Genomic DNA, 16,818 nt, shown 5'->3' with positions numbered 1-16,818 from the left:
CTGGTTCCTGGCCTGGGCGGGTCCGGCAGATGGCAGGACCTGCATCATGACAATTCTGCCCCAACCGTGCTCGGGTGCTCTTTCCCCAGCGACATGTGCTGTCGCGCCGCCTGAATCCTGGGCGGCGTCATATCCTGATGAAATCACTCTCGCCCATATGCAGGGCGGGGCGCATTTCGTTTGATATTCCCGTGCGTTGCGCGCTAGACCTGACAGGCACCTTTTCCGAAATTCCCATGGCGGGAGCCGCTGGTGGAACGCCAGGACGACCACACGACCGGCGCCAAAGCCGCTGACGATGCCCACGCCGACATCTATGGCGAGGACGGCGCCGTCCTGTCATCATTCCTAGCCCAGATCGGGGCGGCGATCGCCGATCGCGATACGCTGACGCTGAAGCGCGAAGTCGACGACCTGCACCAGTCGGAACTTGGCGATCTGCTCGAGGCACTGCACCCCGAACAGCGTCGCGCCCTTGTCGAACTGCTCGGCGCCGACTTCGACTTCTCGTCGCTGACTGAGGTCGACGAGGCGATCCGCCGCGATATCGTCGACAATATGCCCAATGAGCAAATTGCCCAGGGCATGCAGGACCTCGATTCCGACGACGCGGTCTACATTCTCGAAGACCTTGAAAAGGAAGACCAGGACGAGATCCTGTCGCAGCTGCCGTTCACCGAGCGGATCAGGCTGCGCCGCTCGCTCGACTACCCGGAAGAGACCGCCGGTCGCCGCATGCAGACCGAATTTGTCGCCGTGCCGCCGTTCTGGACCATAGGCCAGACCATCGACTACATGCGCGAAGACAAGAACCTGCCCGAGCGCTTCAGCCAGATCTTCGTCATCGATCCAAGCTTCAAGTTGCTCGGCGCCATCGACCTCGACCAGATCCTGCGCACCAAGCGCACGACCAAGGTCGGAGACGTGATGCACGAGACGAGGCACGCCATTCCGGCCACCATGGACCAGGAAGAGGCGGCGCGGGACTTCGAGCAATATGATCTTCTGTCCGCCGCCGTCGTCGACGAGAACGAGCGGCTGGTCGGCGTGCTGACCATCGACGACGTCGTCGACGTCATCCAGCAGGAGGCCGAGGAAGATCTGCTGCGCATGGGCGGCGTCGGCGACGAAGAGTTGTCCGACAGCATTCTTTCGACCTCGCGCTCGCGCGTTCCCTGGCTGCTGGTCAACCTGTTGACGGCGTTCCTGGCGGCATCGGTGATCGGCTTGTTCGACCGCACCATCGAGCATATCGTGGCACTGGCCGTGCTGATGCCGATCGTGGCCGGCATGGGCGGCAATGCCGGTTCGCAGACCATGACCGTCACCGTGCGCGCGCTGGCGACCAGGGATCTCGACATCTACAATGCCGGCCGCATCATCCGCCGCGAAATGGGCGTGGGTTCCATCAACGGCATCATCTTCGCCGTGCTGATCGGCATCGTCGCGGCCGTCTGGTTCCGCGATCCCAATCTGGGCGGCATCATAGCGGCGGCGATGATCATCAACATGTTCGTGGCAGCCCTTGCCGGTATCCTGATCCCGCTATTACTCGACCGGTTCAAGATCGACCCGGCGGTGGCGTCGGCGGTTTTCGTCACTACGGTCACCGACGTCGTTGGCTTCTTTGCCTTCCTGGGGCTGGCCACCTGGTGGTTCGCTATCCCTTGAGAAAGAGGCGTTGCGGGCTCAATTGACTTTTACGTAAATGTGGTGCGAGGCTTGCGCGGGGTTCCATGCCGAGTCCGGCTTGGAACGGGGTTGATCGGAATGCGTTGGAAATCCCGGGCGACCGGGAGTTTTCCGATGTTCCGACATTTGGAGCAAAGATGCGGGAATATTATTCGATCACCGAACTGACCCGCGAATTCGACGTGTCGACGCGGACGCTGCGCTTCTATGAGGACGAGGGGCTGGTGCAACCGGTCCGGCGGGGCCGCACAAGGCTGTTTCGCCCATCTGACCGGCATCTGATCCGTCAGATCATGCGCGGAAAACGGCTCGGCTTCTCGATCAACGAGATCCGCGAAATCATCCAGATGTACAAGGAACCGCCCGGCGAGGTCGGTCAACTCAACCTGATGATCAAGCGCATCGAGGAAAAGCGCGAGGATTTGCGCCAGAAGCGCCGCGATCTCGAGGAGACGCTGGCGGAGCTCGACCAGGCGGAGGAGTCTTGCGTCGAGCGGCTGGTGGAGTTGGGGGTAAATACCTGAGCGGATCGTCGAGCGTTTGCGCGCCCGTCGCAAACGTTCGCGATTAGCGGAGCCCTTCCACACTTCGTCATTCTAGGGCGAAGCAGGAGCGAGGCTCCGTCGCGGAGACCCTAGAATCCATTCCGTGACATTGGCCGTGGAGTGCAGCGGTGCAGAATTCTGGACGTGGCAACGCCTGTACGTCGCGGCATGGATCCTCGGGTCTGCGCTGCGCCGCTACGCTCCTTGCTTCGCCCGTGGATGACGAAGAGATGGGCGTTTCGGCTAGTCGCCAAGGCATGCGAACCCTGCCAGCGATCACACCCGCCTCAGATCCAGCGCCTGACCCGCTTCGCATAGTCGCGGTACTTCTTGCCGAATTTGGCGAACAGCACCTTCTCCTCGCTCTCGATGGCGACCTTCTGCGTTGCAAAAGCCGCGATCAGGGCCAGCGGCAGGAACCATACGATCCCCGAGACGAAGGCGACGCCGATCAAAAGCAGCGTGTTGGCCAGATACATCGGGTTGCGCGTGATGCCGAACGGGCCAGACGTCACCAGATGCTCCGGCACGCCATTGGGGTTCATCGTCGTTTTGGCCCGGATCATGGTGCGGATAGCGGTGAACCAGAGGGCTGCGACGGCAAACAGCACCACAAAGCCGGCGGCAAACAAAAGGTCGCCCAAGAGGTCGCCGATCCAGGGCAGGGGATAGAACAGGCCGAGCACGATGCTGATGGCGATGGCGGCGATGTAGATCAGTGGCGGCCACGGGATCAGCCGTGGTCTCGATAGATCGGGTTTTGCCAGCCCGGGTTTTGTGAGCTTGTCGGTCATTGTTGCCCTCCCTGCGTCATCGGGCTCTCCTCCGTCCTGGCGGTGCAGATGCCGGCGAGTTCACCGAGATGCGCTTTGAACTCCGGGGTCTGGTCGCCATTGTAGAGCCGGTCGAATGCCGCTTCGCTTTGCAGCGTGTCCAGCATGCACACACAATAGCTGGTGCAGAACTCCGTGTCGCGCTGCTGTTCGCAAGATACCTGGCATTCCTTGAGGAAGATCACTTCCCTTGTTTCGACGGGCGCCGGCGCAATCTGCGAGAACAGCCAGACGCAGCCGAACAGCAGCGGCTGGTGGATCAGGTAGAAAGCCAGGCTGTGGCGGCCGATGAAGGTGAGCGGCCTGGTCCAGCTTCCTGATCCCAGCGTGGCCAGCCGCGCCAGCAGGCCGGTGGTGGACGCAAACTTTGCCGCGGCGATGCCGAGAAGCACGGCGCCGAACCAGGGAAACAGCGGCACGTAATCGTTGGAGCGCGGGTTGATCGCCGACAGGCCGACCCACCACAGCGCCGGATGATCGAAGGCTTCGGATCGGAGATACAGGGGGACTGCGATCACCAAAGCTGCCACGAAAAGCGTCAGCAAGGACGGCAGCCGCAAGAACAAAAGGCCGAGCAGGCTGGCCAGCGCGATCTGATGCAGGATGCCGAAGAAGATGAAGCTGTCCGGCGTGATGAAGTACGTGACCGCCGATATAGCGGCGGCCGCGACGGCGACCATGGCAAAGCGTTTCCAGAAGCCGGTCCAGCGGATCTGCCTGCCATGAGCGAGAAACAGGCTGACGCCGACCAGGAACAGGAAGGTCGAGGCGATGCAGCGCGCATAGATCTTCCACCAGCCGACGGCGGTGAGGCCGGGATCGGTGTAGTGGAAATTTTCGAGATCCCAGGTGAAGTGGTAGCTCGCCATGGCGATCAGCGCGATGCCGCGTACGACATCGATGGCGACGATGCGCTTCGGTTGATCTCGCTTCAGTTGATCTCCAGGGGGTGCGGTATGGATGCTCATGGTCTCGCGATCTGATTCAGCCCCAAAGACGACTATCACGGTTGCACCGGACAAAAGAAGGCCGCCCTCTACGCTCCGGGTCGCGCCGTGCGGCTGCATCGGGCGGCGCTTTAGGCCAGAGCCGGAAAGCCTTTGGCCGAATTCGCTTTTTGCCGGGAAGGGGTCGGTTTCCTGTTACCGGCGGAGGAAGCGCCAGCGCAGATTTGACGCCGCGAGTCTGATTTGGGGATCAAATGTCCACCCATGTGCGCCATCCGATCTGGCTTCCGGCCCTGCGTCCGGCGGATGCCCGCACCTTTGCCTCGCTCTATGCGGTCGAATCCTTCGCCCGCGCCACGGTATCGAGCGTCATCCCGATCCAGGCCTATGAGATTCTGCACAACGAGCAGATCGTCTCGATCCTATACACCATCGTGGCGCTGCTCGGCCTGTCGGTGACCTTGTTCATGCCGATGCTGATCCGCAGGTTTGCCCGGCGCTGGGTCTATACCGCCGGCGCCTGCCTGCTGGCGATGGGCTCGCTGTTCTTCGTCACCCACACGCTTGCCGGGCAACTGGCAGGCATGCTGTGCCGCGTCATGGGGGCGAGCGCCCTGTCGATCACGCTCAACCTCTACATCATGGATCACATCCGCAAGACCGATTTCATGCAGGCCGAATCGCTGCGCATGGCGTGGTCGATGCTTGCCTGGACCGGCGGGCCGACACTCGGCATCTTCCTCTACACACGCTACGGCATCTATGCCGCGCATGGCGCGGTGGCGGTGTTTGCGTTGGCCTTGCTGGCGCTGTTCTGGACCTACAGGCTGGGCGACAACCGGTCGATCCGGCCTGGCAAGACGCGGCCGGCCAATCCGCTGGCCAATATCGGCCGCTTCGTAGCACAACCCAGGCTCAGGCTGGCTTGGCTGATCGCCTTCGGCCGCTCCTGCTTCTGGACGACGTTCTTCGTCTATGGGCCGCTGTTCATGGTGATTACCGGCGAGGGCGAGCTTGCCGGCGGCCTGCTGGTTTCGGCCGGCAATGCGCTGTTGTTCATGGCGATCTTCTGGGGCAAGGCTGGAAAACGCTTCGGCGGCCGGCGCACCATGACCTTTGCCTATTTCGCGATGTCGGCGACGCTGCTTGCGGCGGGCGCGGTCGGCACTACCGCGCCGCTGCTTACGGGCTTTTTCCTGCTCTGCGGCGCCTTCTTCACCATCGCGCTCGATGCACTGGGCTCGACCGCCTTCATGCGCTCGGTGCGGTCCTATGAGCGGGCGCAGATGGCCGCGGTCTACCGCACCTATCTCGACTTTTCCGAGCTGACGCCGCCGCTGGTCTATTCGGTGGTGCTGGCGTTTTTCGGCCTCGGCTCGGTGTTCGTGACGCTGGGCATTCTGGCCGCTGTTTGCGGCTTTATCACCTGGCGCTATCTGCCGAAGTCGCTTTAGTCGCCGATCAGGCGGTTGCCTCAAGCGCTGCATGCCGCTCGCGCACCCAGTTGTGGAAGCGGTGCAGATCGTACTCCTCCGGCATCAGCACGCCGGCCGCGTGACGCATGGAGCGCAGGCCTTTCTGATTGATCTCGCAGATCGCGGCATCCTCCTCCAGCACCTGGGTGCCGAAGGCGACGACATTGTCGATGTCCGTCTCAGCCAGCGCCTCGGGCGCGAACAGCCATTCGGCGGTGAGTTCGGTCTGTTCGGGACCGAGCGGCATCAGTCGCACCGTCCTGACATAATCGACATGGCCGACGATGAACATCGAGGGCAGGCTGGTGGCATAGGTCTGTCCGGCCGCACGCTCGGCTGGCGTCAGGCCCGGGAAGACCGGGCCATGGGCATGTCCGTCGCGCGACCAGGTCTCGGCGCCGGCGCGCAGGCCACCCGAAAACTCCGGCGCGTCATTGTCGGCATGGCGGACCCAGTCGGGGTCGTCGTGCCGGCTCATCAGGCCGCGGCCGTATATCGGCACCAGCCGAGACAGGTCCTTGTGGACGCCTGGGCAATGCAGGCACTCGTTGAAGTTCTCCCAGAAGATCTTCCAGTTGCAGTTCATCACCTTGCGCAGGACATGGCCTGATACCAGCGTTTCCAGCGGCCAGTTGGCGAGGTCGCCGGATGCGGGATCGAAGGAGGTCCCGGCGGAGCCGGCCGCAGCCTGCTGAAGGTTCACAAAGACAAAACCGCGCCACACCGACAGCGCCACCCGGTAGAGCGGATGATCGGCCTTGTCGAAACCATCTGGCAGCGATTTCGAGGGAACGCGCACGAGATCGCCGCGCAGCGAGTAGGACCAGGCGTGGTAGGGGCAAGTGATGAGCCGCGCTTTCAGCCGGCCCTCGCTTTCCTGGCAAAGCTGCGAGCCGCGATGCCGGCAGGTGTTGTGGAAGGCGCGCAACTCGCCGGTCTCGTCCCGCAGAATGACGATTTCCTGCGTGCCGACGCGGAATGTCCTGAACGCCAGCGGCTGGGCGAGGTCGGCCTCGCGGCAGACGAGCAGCCAGCTTTTGTGCCAGATGGCGTCGAGATCGCGCTGGTAAGCCTCGCTATCCCAATAGGCCGATGACGGTAGCGTCGGTTCGGCCCGGCTCAGGCCGTTATAGGGGTCGCGCTCGCTCGGGCTGGGATGCATGGCTGGCTTCCTATGAAGCGTCAGCCGACACCCCGGCAAATCGTTTGTCAATCAGAGTGCCGCATTGCCGGTTGCAGGCGCGGCGCATAATCATGTCGTGGACACGGGACATTCGGAAATTGGGGGCATTCGGAAGTGGCCGCACGACAGATGTCGCTTACGCCGGAGCTGGTCGCGCGCTGCTGGCGCGAGATCAGAGACCCCGGGCCGGATCCGGACGCGATGCATCTCGATGACGCCGACTATGACGCGCTGCTGGATGAATTGCAGGTCGAACTCCCGGACAGCGAACCGCTATGGCTGTTCGGCTATGGATCGCTGATCTGGAAACCGGAAATAGATTATGTCGAGGACCGCGTTGCGCTGGCGCGCGGCTGGCATCGGTCCTTTTGCATGAACATCACGCGCTGGCGCGGCACCAAGGACAGCCCCGGCCTGATGATGGCGCTGGACCGTGGCGGACAATGCAAGGGCGTCGCCTTTCGGCTGACCGGCAATAACCGGCGCGAGCAGTTGGGCCGGCTTTTCCGGCGCGAAGTCACGCTGAAGCCGACAAGCTACCGGCCGCGCATGCTCAAGCTTGCAAGCGAGGCCGGACCGCTCAGGGCATTGGCCTTCGTCATCAACCGCAACGGCCTGACCTATTCAGGACCGCTCGACGAGGGCAAGGTCGTCGAAAGGCTGGCAACGTCCTGCGGGCACTGGGGGTCGGGCGCCGACTATCTCTACAACACGGTGAAAAACCTTGAAGAGCGCGGCATTCACGATCGCCATCTGTGGCGGCTGCAGCGGCTGGTTGCCGAGCGGATCACCGCGTTGAACCCGTAACGCCGCATGGCGCATTCGCGCTGTTGGCCGGCGGAATTTGGTTTGCCGGATGCGGCCGTTTCAGCCTATAGTCATGCATGTCGTCGGTTCCGTTAGGGACCAAGAGGGAATGCGGTGAGGGCTGACTTGTTGGCCCAATGCCGTGGCTGCCCCCGCAACTGTGTGCGGTAGTCCTCTCCAAGCCACTGAGGATTTTTTCTTCGGGAAGGTGGGGAAGGGCGCTGATCCGCGAGCCAGGAGACCTGCCGGCGACAGGGAACTGACTTCGATGCCCTCGGGTGGAGGGCGAAAGGACAAGATATGAATACCGCTTCCGTCTCCCTCGGCGCTTCCGTCTCCTCGCAGTCGCGCTTCATGCAGCTCGTGCTTAGCGCGTTTCTGGGGATTTTCGTCGTCGGCGTTGTCGGTTTCTCGCACATCGATGCGGTCCACAATGCGGCGCACGACTATCGCCATTCGATGGCGTTTCCCTGCCACTGACGAGGATCTGACATCATGAACCTGTTTCGCAACGTCGTGTTCATCGCGGCGATCGCAGGGCTCGTGGCCGGTGTCGCTCTCGCCTGCATGCAGGCCTACGCCACCGTGCCGCTGATCCTCAAGGCGGAGGTCTACGAAAAGGCTGGTGGCGGCCATGAGCATGAGCATGCCGCGGCGCCCGCCGCCAACGCTGCGGACACCAATGCCATGAGCACCGCCGCGCCGGCGGAAAATGCCGTGAGCAGCGCAGCCCCGGCTGAAGCAGCCGCGCCGGCGGAGGACGAAGGCTGGGCGCCGGCCGACGGCTTCGAGCGTTTCGCCTTCAGTGTCGTCGCCAATATCGTCACCGGCATCGGCTTCGCGCTGGTCCTGGTGGCGGTTTCCGAGTTCGCCGGCGGCATCGGCAGCTGGCGCCAGGGCGTGTTCTGGGGTCTGGCGGGCTTTGCCGTGTTCACGCTGGCGCCGGGACTCGGCCTGCCGCCGGAACTGCCGGCAATGCCGGCGGCCGATCTCATACAGCGCCAGATCTGGTGGTGGGCAACGGTGATGGCAACCGCGATCGGCCTTGCCCTTATCACCTTCCGCACGTCGGCGCCCCTGACCGTGCTCGCCGTCGTCCTGATCGTCGCCCCGCATATTGTCGGCGCGCCGCAGCCTGACAGTTTCGTAACGCCGATCCCGGAGGGCCTGCATCATCAGTTCGTGGTGGCGGTGACGCTGACCAATCTGGTGTTCTGGCTGGTGCTCGGCGCAGTTGTCGGCATAGTGCACTCGCGCTTCACCGGCACCGCGACCAGCCTGCGCGACAGCTTTGCCTGATCGCAGTTTGACCTTCATCATCGGCGGTGCGCGCTCCGGCAAGAGCGCGCATGCCGAAACTTTGGCGACGGCGTTGCCGCCGCCATGGGCCTATATCGCCACAGCGCAAGCCTATGACGGCGAAATGCGCGAGCGCATCGCGCAACACCGCTCGCGCCGCGGCGAGGGATGGGCGACCATCGATGCTCCGCTTGATCTTGCAGGTGCGCTCGAGGCATTGCCGGACAACCAGCCGGTGCTTGTCGACTGCCTGACGCTTTGGCTGACCAATCATATGCTGGCCGATCATGATCTAGAGGGGGAGTGCCGACGGCTGGCCGATGTGCTTTCGTGGCCGCGCGGGCCGTGGTTCGTGGTCTCCAACGAAGTCGGACAAGGCATCGTGCCCGACAATGCGCTGGCACGCCGGTTCCGCGATGCCGCCGGCAGGCTCAACCAGCAGATCGCGGTGGTAGCTGATATGGTGCTTCTGATGGTGGCGGGGCTGCCGCTCAAGGTGAAATGAGATGACCGATATCGACGCAAAAGACGAAGAGCGCCATCGCGCCAAGATGGCCAAGCGCAAGGCGGTGCAGGACGCCGAGGTCGCGGAAAAGACGGTCGAGAAGGGGCTGCTGATCGTCAACACCGGACCCGGCAAGGGCAAGACCACGGCTGCCTTCGGGCTGGCGCTACGCATGCTCGGCTATGGCAAGCGCGTCGGAATCGTCCAGTTCATCAAGGGCAAATGGCACACCGGCGAGAAGGATGCCTTCGCGGCGTTTGGCGGCCGCGTCGTCTGGCACACGATGGGCGAGGGTTTCACCTGGGAGACGCAGGATCTGAAGCGCGACATTAAGGCGGCCGAAGCCGCCTGGGCCAAGGCGCTGGAGCTGATCGCCGATCCCTCGATCAGCCTCGTCGTGCTGGACGAACTGAACATCGCGCTGCGCTACGACTATCTCGATCTCGACCGAGTGGTGGCGGCGCTGAAAGCGCGGCGCGAAGGTCTGCATGTCGTCGTCACCGGCCGCAACGCCAAGCCGGCGCTGGTCGAGGCGGCGGATCTGGTGACGGAGATGGGCGTGACGAAGCATCATTTTTCGGCCGGCGTGAAGGCACAGCAGGGGATCGAGTTTTGAGGGGTTTCGTACCCTCCCCCTTGTGGGGAGGGTCGATCCGCGAAGCGGATCGGGGTGGGGGTCCTCGTAGGTCGCAGTCCCCCACCCCGGCGCTTCGCGCCGACCCTCCCCACAAGGGAGAGGGTAAAGGAAGGGCGACGGTACGCTCTCAGAACGTCACCGCGATAAGCACCGCCGACAGCAACCCGAACAGCCCAATCAGCAGATAGTCCGCCACCTGGTACAATTTCAGCGCCTGCCTGATGTCCTGGCTTTCCGCCGCGCGCCTACCGCCTTCGCCCATATAGGCGTCCTCGACGATGACGCCGCCATAGCTGCGCGGGCCGGCGAGCGCCAGGCCGAGTGCGCCGGCCATTGCCGCTTCCGGCCAGCCGGCATTGGGCGAGCGGTGCTTTTTGGCGTCGCGCCGCATTGCCTGCCATGCATTGCGGGGGTCGGCATCCTTGACGCCGAAGGCCGCCAGCACGATCAGCAGGCCGGTCAGGCGCGAAGCCGGCAAATTGATCCAGTCGTCGAAAAGTGCCGCCGCCCGGCCGAAGGCTTCGTGGTGTGGCGAGCGGTGGCCGATCATCGAATCGGCGGTGTTGGCGGCCTTGTAGGCGACGCCGCCGGCCAGACCGCAGACACCTGTCCAGAAGGCGGGCGCAACGATGCCGTCGGAGAAATTCTCGGCCAGGCTTTCGATGGCGGCGCGGCTGACGCCGGCGTGGTCGAGCTTCTCGGGATCGCGGCCGACGATGCGCGCAACCGCAATGCGGCCGAGCGGCAGCCCGCCGGTATCCAGCGAATCGGCCACCGCCTCGACATGTTCGGTAAGGCTCTTTTGCGACAGCAGCGACGAGGCCAGGATTGCCGTGATGATCATGCCGGCAGGAAAGAGCTGCCAGAGCAGGATTTGCACGATGAAGGCGATTGCCGCCGGCACCAGCACGATCACCAGCAGCGCCTGCACGCCGCGGCGGCGACGCAGCGCGTCGGAATCAGTGTCGCGGTTGAGCCTGTGGTCGAGAAAGGCTATCAGCCTGCCGAACCAGGTGACGGGATGGCCGACGGCACGGAACAGCCAGTCCGGGTAACCCAGGATGCGTTCGATGGCCAGCGACAGGAAAGCGATCAGGATCGACATGAAGCTTTCTGATGGAGCGATTACTGTGGTGGATCACGGTGGATCCCTTGGCCGGGCGAAGGCGCTCTTCCCTCACGCGCCACAACCTTTCGTCGATCTCTCGACAGGTATCAATCCGCACTCCTACCCGCTTTTCGAGCTGCCCGCCACCGCCCTGTCACGATTGCCGGAGGCCGCGCGCCTGCGTGAGCTGGCCAGGGTCGCGGCCGGCACCTATGGCGCGCCTTCGGCCGAGAATGTGGCGGTCGCCCCGGGCACGCAGATCCTGCTGCCGCGCGTCGCCTCGCTGGTCAGCCCCGGCAAGGCGCTGGTGCTCGGGCCGACCTATGCCGAGCATGCCAGGGCCGCCGCGATTGCCGGCCATGCGGTGGCGGAGGTCGACGATTTCGAGGCGCTTGCGGGAGCCGAAATTGCCATCGTCGTCAATCCCAACAATCCCGACGGGCGCGTCGTGTCGCGGGAGAGGCTGCTTCGGCTTGCCGAGACATTGCGCGCCATAGGCGGTCTGCTGGTCGTCGACGAAGCCTTCATGGATGTCGGCCCGCACGCGGAAAGCCTGGCCGGCGATGTCGGGCGGGGCGGCATCGTCGTGCTGCGCTCGTTTGGCAAGTTCTTCGGTCTCGCCGGCCTGCGGCTCGGCTTCGCACTTTCCGATGCGGTGACGGTCGAAAGGCTTGAAACGCAATTCGGCCCTTGGGCGGTCGCCGGCCCAGCGCTCGAATACGGCATCCGCGCGCTTGCCGACAGCGGCTGGCAGGCCGACATGCGGCGGCGGCTGGCGCAGGATGCGGCGCGGCTCGATGCGCTGCTTTCGCGCTTTGGCGTTGCTGTCGCCGGCGGCACGACGCTGTTTCGCTATCTCCGGCTTGCCGATGCACCGGGGCTGTTTTCGACGCTCGGTGAGCGCGGCATATTGCTCAGGCATTTTTCCGAGCGTCCCCAGGTGCTCCGCGCGGGGCTGCCTGGAAGTCAGGAGGAATGGCAGCGGCTCGAATCGGCGCTTGCCGACTGGCACGCACGGCGCGACGATGGGTCGAAGGAGATCGCGCCATGATCCATATCTGTTCGCTGGCAAAGCTTGAGGAGACGGTGGCCAAAAGCGGCGCCGAGCGCGTGCTGTCGCTGCTCGCTGCCGGCACCGAGGTGACGCGGCCGGCCTCAATCGCGAGGGAAAACCACCTGCATCTGGTCATGCACGACATCGCGGTGGCGCAGGACGGCATGACCATGCCCGGCGAAGGCCATGTGCGCAATCTGCTCGATTTCGCCCGGAAATGGGACCGCGCCAAACCCATGGTCGTCCATTGCTATGCCGGCATCAGCCGCTCGACCGCCTCGGCCTATATCATTGCGGCGGCGCTCGCCCCGAAGCGCGACGAAGTCGAACTTGCGCAGACATTGCGGAAGCTTTCGCCCTCGGCGACACCCAATCCACGGTTGATCGCCGTCGCGGATGCTCTGCTCTCACGACAAGGCCGCATGATCGAAGCGATCGAGGCGATCGGACGCGGCGCCGATGCTTTTGAGGGTACGCCTTTCGTGTTGAAGATCGACGGCTAAGGCGGCCCGCTATGCCAGCCAGTCGGCAAGCTTCGCCTTGCGCACATCCTTCAACAGGGTGATGAAGCCGTCGGCCTGATGCTCCGCCGTCAGTCGGCCTTTCTCGGCCGTGGCAATGCTGGCATCGCCGACCACGCCGTTGGGGTTGAGATCCCCAGCGATCCAGGCGAAAGCGTGCGTTCCGGTGTGGCGCAGCAGCGCAAATTCGGTTTCGGCGCGGGCGACCTTGGAGGCGAAATTGTCGGCCTTGGCCATGTCGACTAACTCCGGGCGAAAATGCAGCATCAACGAGGTCTCGACGTCGCCGCCATGGATGCCATGGCGGTCTTCCAGCTCGGTGTACATGCCGGCGGGGCGGCCGAAGCGCTGCCAGCTGGTCTTCACCGCCAGCATCCTCTCACGCACGCGCAGCTCGCGCGTGACGATGCCCATGATCTCTTCATTGCCGCCATGCGAGTTGACGACGATCAGTTTCCTTACGCCTGCGCGGGCAACGGACAGGCCAAGCTCGGTCCAGGCATCGACCAGGGTGGCCGCCGGCAGGGTGAGCGTGCCCGGCGCCTGCAGATGCTCGTTCGACTTGCCGACCGTTTGGACCGGCAGGATGCGGATGTCGAGATCGCCGGGCAGGCGGGCGATGACCGTCTCCAGCATGCCGTTCATGATCGAGGTGTCGGTTGATACAGGCAGATGCGGGCCGTGCTGCTCGATCGCCGCCACCGGCAGCACGGCAATCGTCGCCTCCGGATCGATCGCGGCGTATTCGGTGGTCCGGTAGTCGCCCCACCAAACGCGTCTGTTTGCAACGGTCATGTCATGCCTCTTGACTGTGAGGGAGACCTAGCGCGCCAAACGTCGCCTGTCGATCACCCGGCAGCAATCGCCTCGACCTCGACCTTGAATTCCGGCCGCGCAAAGCCTGACACGATCATCAGCGTCGAGGCGGGCGCGGGGCTGGCAAACAAGCGGTCGCGGACGTCCATATAGGGCCGCAGAAAGGAGCGGTCGGTGACGTAGGCGTTTATGCGCGCGATGTCGCCTAGCCCCAGCCCGGCTTCAGCCAGAATCGCCGCTATGTTTTGAAAGCAGAGCTCGGCCTGCGCGCCGGCATCCTCGGGGATCTGGTCGTCCGCCGTGATGGCGACCTGGCCGGAGCACAGAACCAGCCGCTTGCCTGGCGGCACCTCGACGCCGTGGCTGTAGCGGGCGAAAGGCGGCTTGATCGACTTCGGCGCGAGGTATCTGAACATGGCAATCTCCTGTCTGCGAGACCAGCCTAAGACGTGACCGATAGTACGTTCAAGATGTGGTGCATGGCACAAGGGCGATTGTGGACAGGCGTCCAAAAAATAGGCACGATGCCTCCCGCACAGCATGACCCGTCCGGTGTTGGCAGTGACTGCCGCGCAAGCAGGCGGCCCGGGCGGTGGCATGTGTCTTGCTTCTTGGGTCAATGGTGTCGAGCCCGGCGCGTGACGCTCCGGAGCCAACAAAGGGTGGTGTCGATGTACGGAAAACAGAAGATTTCAGCGCTTGCGGTCGCGCTGCTTGGAGCCGGCACGTTCGGCGCGGCAGCAAACGAGAAGGTCACCTTCGGCACCAACTGGCTGGCCGAGCCCGAGCATGGCGGCTACTACCAGGCCGTCGCCGACGGCACCTACGCTGCATGTGGCCTCGACGTGACGATTTCGCAGGGAGGTCCGCAGGTCAGCGGGCGGCCGCTGCTGCTGGCCGGCAAGCTCGATTTCTACATGGGCGGCAATCTGCTGTCGGCCTTCGACGCCGTCCAGCAGGGCATCCCGATGCGCGTCGTCGCCGCCGATTTCCAGAAGGACCCTCAAGTCATCATGTCCCACCCGGGGCAGGGGCTGGACAAGTGGGAGGATTTGAAGAACGCCGACCAGTACATTCTCGGCGACGAGGGCGTCCAGACCTTCTTCCAGTGGATGGTCATCGAACTCGGTTTCGATGCCGGCAAGCGCGTGCCCTACACCTACAACACCGCTCCATTCCTGGCCAACAAGAAGTCGATCCAGCAGGGTTACGTCACCTCGGAGCCTTTTGCGGTCAAGAAGGAAGGCGGCTTCGTGCCCAACCAGTTCCTGCTCGCCGACTATGGCTGGGACACCTATTCGACGACGATCGAGGTGATGCAGGACACGATCGACAAGCGGCCGGAGGTGGTCCAGTGCTTCGTCGATGGCTCGGCCAAGGGCTGGTACAACTACCTCTACGGCGACAACAAGGCTGCCAACGAGATGATCAAGAAAGACAATCCCGACATGAGCGACGAACAGATTGCCTTCTCGATCGAGCAGATGAAGAAGTTCGGCCTGGCCGATTCCGGCGACACCGAAAAGCTCGGCATCGGCGCCATGAACGAAGACCGGATCAAGAGCTTCTATGACAAGATGGTCAAGGCCAAGGTCACGCCCGAGGGCATCGACATCAAGAAGGCCTATACGCTGGCCTTCATCAACAAGGGTGTCGGGCTCGAACTGAAGAAGTAGTCGTGAAGCTGGAAAAGATGGCGCAGGCGCCCATGACGGCATCGAGTGAAGGCCCGATGCTGCTGACGCTGCGCCATGTCGGCAAGGTGTTTTCCAATGGCGTGACTGCATTGAGCGACGTCGATCTCGCCATCCGCGAGGGCGATTTTGTCAGCCTGCTCGGGCCGTCCGGCTGCGGCAAGTCGACGGCGTTGAGGCTGATCGCGGGCCTGTCGACGCCGACATCCGGTCAACTCGACTGGGGCGGTTCGATCGACCGCGCCAAGATCGGCTTCGTCTTCCAGGAACCGACGCTGCTGCCCTGGGCCGATGTCTTCGACAATGTCTGGTTGCCGCTCAGGCTGAAAGGCGTGTCGCGCGCCAAGGCTGCGCCGGCGGTGACGGAGATGCTGGAGCGGGTGCACCTGACCGGTTTCGAAAACGCCGTGCCGCGCGAGCTTTCCGGCGGCATGAAGATGCGCGTCTCGATCGCACGCGCGATGGTGACGAAGCCGCGCATTCTGTTGATGGACGAGCCGTTCGCCGCCCTCGACGAGATCACCCGCTTCAAGCTCAACAACGACCTTCTGGAGCTGTGGCAGGACGAGCGCTTCACCGTCGTCTTCGTCACCCACAGCGTCTTCGAAAGCGTGTTCCTGTCAAACCGCGTCGTCGTCATGGCGGCGCGGCCGGGCCGCGTCCATGCCGAGTTGGCAATCGATGCCGCCTATCCACGCGACGAGGTGTTCCGCACTTCGCCCGACTATGCCGCGCTCTGCCGCCAGGCCTCGGACATCCTGGTCAACGCCATCAACACATCAGCCGGACCGCACCATGACGGCCATTGACCAGAATGCCGCAACGCTCGACGCGGAAGAGGCCGGCCGCGTACGCCAGGAGCGGCTGGAGCGGATCGGCCGGTGGGTCTTGCCTTTGGCGATCATGATCCTGGCGATCTGGCTGTGGGACCGCATCTGCGTGTGGAACGCGATCCCGCAATATATTCTGCCGCGCCCCGGCGTGGTGCTGTGGACGCTCTATAGCGATGCCGGGCTCCTGTTCTCCGCGCTGCTGGTCACGTTGCGCATAACCTTTCTCAGCCTGCTGCTCGCGGTCGTCGGCGGCGTCGGACTGGCGGTGCTGTTTGCGCAATCGAAATGGGTGGAGATGTCGTTCTTTCCCTTCGCCATCGTGCTGCAGGTAACGCCGATCGTGGCGGTCTTCCCGCTCATCAACATCTATGTGGACAACCAGACGGTGAAGCTTTTGCTTTGCGCCTGGATCGTTGCGTTCTTCCCGATCCTGTCCAACACCACGCTCGGCCTCAATTCGGTCGACCGCAATCTGCGCGACATGTTCAAGCTCAACGGCGCGACGCGCTGGCAGCAATTGCGCTATCTCAGACTGCCGGCGGCCATGCCGTATTTTCTAGGAGGCTTGAAGATAGCCGGCGGCCTGTCGCTGATCGGCGCCGTGGTGGCCGAGTTCGTCGCGGGCGCGCAGGGGCAGTCGTCGGGGCTGGCGTCGCGCATCATCGAGGCCGGCTACCGCCTCAACGCGCCAAGGCTGTTCGCGGCGCTGATCCTGATCTCGCTCACCGGCATATTGATCTTCCTGGTGCTGTCGCTGATATCGCATCTCATCCTGCGCCGCTGGCACGAGAGCGCGCTGAAGCAGGAGCGGTAGGGGGTTGGGTGACGTGATTGAGATGCTGGCGCGAAACACCCCCCTCTGGCCTGCC

Annotated in this window: 19 protein-coding genes and 1 riboswitch; of the genes, 13 read left to right on the top strand and 6 right to left on the bottom strand. The window is 63.7% G+C overall.

The annotated features are described in order from the left end of the window. The first annotated feature begins 252 nt into the window (after window positions 1–252). Together mgtE and NKI15_RS04690 are read left to right on the top strand one after the other, a co-directional pair. Complete coding sequence (gene mgtE / locus NKI15_RS04695) at window positions 253–1,671, top strand: magnesium transporter (RefSeq protein ID WP_023690975.1); 1,419 nt, start codon at window positions 253–255, stop codon at window positions 1,669–1,671. Between the two features lie 158 nt (window positions 1,672–1,829). Then, window positions 1,830–2,216: a MerR family transcriptional regulator gene (locus NKI15_RS04690; RefSeq protein ID WP_023685221.1), complete on the top strand. Its 387-nt coding sequence runs from the start codon at window positions 1,830–1,832 to the stop codon at window positions 2,214–2,216. A 308-nt stretch (window positions 2,217–2,524) separates the two neighbouring features. Here NKI15_RS04690 and NKI15_RS04685 read toward each other — a convergent pair whose 3' ends face one another. Further along, window positions 2,525–3,031: a methyltransferase family protein gene (locus NKI15_RS04685; protein WP_352514984.1), complete on the bottom strand. Its 507-nt coding sequence runs from the start codon at window positions 3,029–3,031 to the stop codon at window positions 2,525–2,527. Continuing rightward, window positions 3,028–4,038 carry an acetyltransferase domain-containing protein gene (locus tag NKI15_RS04680; RefSeq protein WP_352514983.1) on the bottom strand — a complete coding sequence of 337 codons (1,011 nt, stop codon included), beginning with the start codon at window positions 4,036–4,038 and terminating at the stop codon, window positions 3,028–3,030. Before NKI15_RS04680 ends, NKI15_RS04685 begins: the two co-directional genes overlap by 4 nt. A gap of 233 nt (window positions 4,039–4,271) precedes the next feature. On the opposite strand from NKI15_RS04680, the gene NKI15_RS04675 reads away from it, so the two are divergent. Beyond that, window positions 4,272–5,471: an MFS transporter gene (locus NKI15_RS04675; protein ID WP_352514982.1), complete on the top strand. Its 1,200-nt coding sequence runs from the start codon at window positions 4,272–4,274 to the stop codon at window positions 5,469–5,471. Window positions 5,472–5,478: 7 nt separating this feature from the next. On the opposite strand, the gene NKI15_RS04670 is transcribed toward NKI15_RS04675, so the two are convergent. Beyond that, window positions 5,479–6,654: an aromatic ring-hydroxylating oxygenase subunit alpha gene (locus tag NKI15_RS04670; protein WP_023685225.1), complete on the bottom strand. Its 1,176-nt coding sequence runs from the start codon at window positions 6,652–6,654 to the stop codon at window positions 5,479–5,481. Between the two features lie 135 nt (window positions 6,655–6,789). On the opposite strand from NKI15_RS04670, the gene NKI15_RS04665 reads away from it, so the two are divergent. From NKI15_RS04665 to cobO, 5 genes are all read left to right on the top strand, one after another. After that, window positions 6,790–7,482, top strand: coding sequence for a gamma-glutamylcyclotransferase (locus NKI15_RS04665; protein ID WP_352514981.1), 693 nt, complete (start codon window positions 6,790–6,792; stop codon window positions 7,480–7,482). A 67-nt stretch (window positions 7,483–7,549) separates the two neighbouring features. Then, window positions 7,550–7,746, top strand: a riboswitch (cobalamin riboswitch). Between the two features lie 36 nt (window positions 7,747–7,782). Then, entirely contained in the window at window positions 7,783–7,962 is a 180-nt protein-coding gene (locus tag NKI15_RS04660) for a CbtB domain-containing protein (RefSeq protein ID WP_023670784.1), read from the top strand. A gap of 15 nt (window positions 7,963–7,977) precedes the next feature. After that, window positions 7,978–8,781, top strand: coding sequence for a CbtA family protein (locus tag NKI15_RS04655; RefSeq protein WP_352514980.1), 804 nt, complete (start codon window positions 7,978–7,980; stop codon window positions 8,779–8,781). Continuing rightward, on the top strand, window positions 8,774–9,286 hold the full coding sequence (cobU, locus tag NKI15_RS04650; RefSeq protein ID WP_352514979.1) for a bifunctional adenosylcobinamide kinase/adenosylcobinamide-phosphate guanylyltransferase: 513 nt from the start codon (window positions 8,774–8,776) through the stop codon (window positions 9,284–9,286). The genes NKI15_RS04655 and cobU overlap by 8 nt, the downstream gene beginning before the upstream one ends. 1 nt (window position 9,287) lies before the next feature. Continuing rightward, complete coding sequence (gene cobO / locus NKI15_RS04645) at window positions 9,288–9,902, top strand: cob(I)yrinic acid a,c-diamide adenosyltransferase (RefSeq protein ID WP_023741616.1); 615 nt, start codon at window positions 9,288–9,290, stop codon at window positions 9,900–9,902. Between the two features lie 148 nt (window positions 9,903–10,050). Here cobO and cbiB read toward each other — a convergent pair whose 3' ends face one another. After that, window positions 10,051–11,028: an adenosylcobinamide-phosphate synthase CbiB gene (gene cbiB / locus NKI15_RS04640; RefSeq protein WP_352514133.1), complete on the bottom strand. Its 978-nt coding sequence runs from the start codon at window positions 11,026–11,028 to the stop codon at window positions 10,051–10,053. Here cbiB and cobD point away from each other — a divergent pair. Together cobD and NKI15_RS04630 are read left to right on the top strand one after the other, a co-directional pair. After that, on the top strand, window positions 11,027–12,082 hold the full coding sequence (gene cobD, locus NKI15_RS04635) for a threonine-phosphate decarboxylase CobD (RefSeq protein WP_352514138.1): 1,056 nt from the start codon (window positions 11,027–11,029) through the stop codon (window positions 12,080–12,082). The two genes, cbiB and cobD, sit on opposite strands and share 2 nt — an antisense overlap. After that, on the top strand, window positions 12,079–12,588 hold the full coding sequence (locus tag NKI15_RS04630; protein WP_023690280.1) for a tyrosine phosphatase family protein: 510 nt from the start codon (window positions 12,079–12,081) through the stop codon (window positions 12,586–12,588). The genes cobD and NKI15_RS04630 overlap by 4 nt, the downstream gene beginning before the upstream one ends. 9 nt (window positions 12,589–12,597) lie before the next feature. Here the strand turns inward: NKI15_RS04630 and NKI15_RS04625 are convergent, their stop codons facing one another. Both NKI15_RS04625 and NKI15_RS04620 read right to left on the bottom strand, forming a co-directional pair. Next, on the bottom strand, window positions 12,598–13,401 hold the full coding sequence (locus NKI15_RS04625) for a creatininase family protein (RefSeq protein ID WP_023670776.1): 804 nt from the start codon (window positions 13,399–13,401) through the stop codon (window positions 12,598–12,600). Window positions 13,402–13,454: 53 nt separating this feature from the next. Further along, window positions 13,455–13,838, bottom strand: coding sequence for a RidA family protein (locus NKI15_RS04620; RefSeq protein WP_352514132.1), 384 nt, complete (start codon window positions 13,836–13,838; stop codon window positions 13,455–13,457). A gap of 255 nt (window positions 13,839–14,093) precedes the next feature. Between NKI15_RS04620 and NKI15_RS04615 the strand changes: the two genes are divergently transcribed. The 3 genes from NKI15_RS04615 to NKI15_RS04605 are packed head-to-tail and all read left to right on the top strand — an operon-like array spanning window position 14,094 to window position 16,763. Continuing rightward, window positions 14,094–15,098 (top strand): ABC transporter substrate-binding protein, encoded by a 1,005-nt coding sequence (locus tag NKI15_RS04615; protein ID WP_352514131.1) that lies wholly within the window; start codon window positions 14,094–14,096, stop codon window positions 15,096–15,098. A gap of 2 nt (window positions 15,099–15,100) precedes the next feature. Beyond that, window positions 15,101–15,925: an ABC transporter ATP-binding protein gene (locus NKI15_RS04610; protein WP_352514130.1), complete on the top strand. Its 825-nt coding sequence runs from the start codon at window positions 15,101–15,103 to the stop codon at window positions 15,923–15,925. Then, window positions 15,912–16,763, top strand: a complete 852-nt coding sequence (locus NKI15_RS04605; RefSeq protein ID WP_023753453.1) for an ABC transporter permease — start codon at window positions 15,912–15,914, stop codon at window positions 16,761–16,763. The genes NKI15_RS04610 and NKI15_RS04605 overlap by 14 nt, the downstream gene beginning before the upstream one ends. Window positions 16,764–16,818 lie beyond the last annotated feature (55 nt).

The sequence above is a fragment of the Mesorhizobium sp. M0862 genome (assembly GCF_040319795.1).
GTDB lineage: Bacteria > Pseudomonadota > Alphaproteobacteria > Rhizobiales > Rhizobiaceae > Mesorhizobium.
Note: the sequence above shows the minus strand (reverse complement) of the source record. Positions and strands in the feature narration are given on the sequence as shown.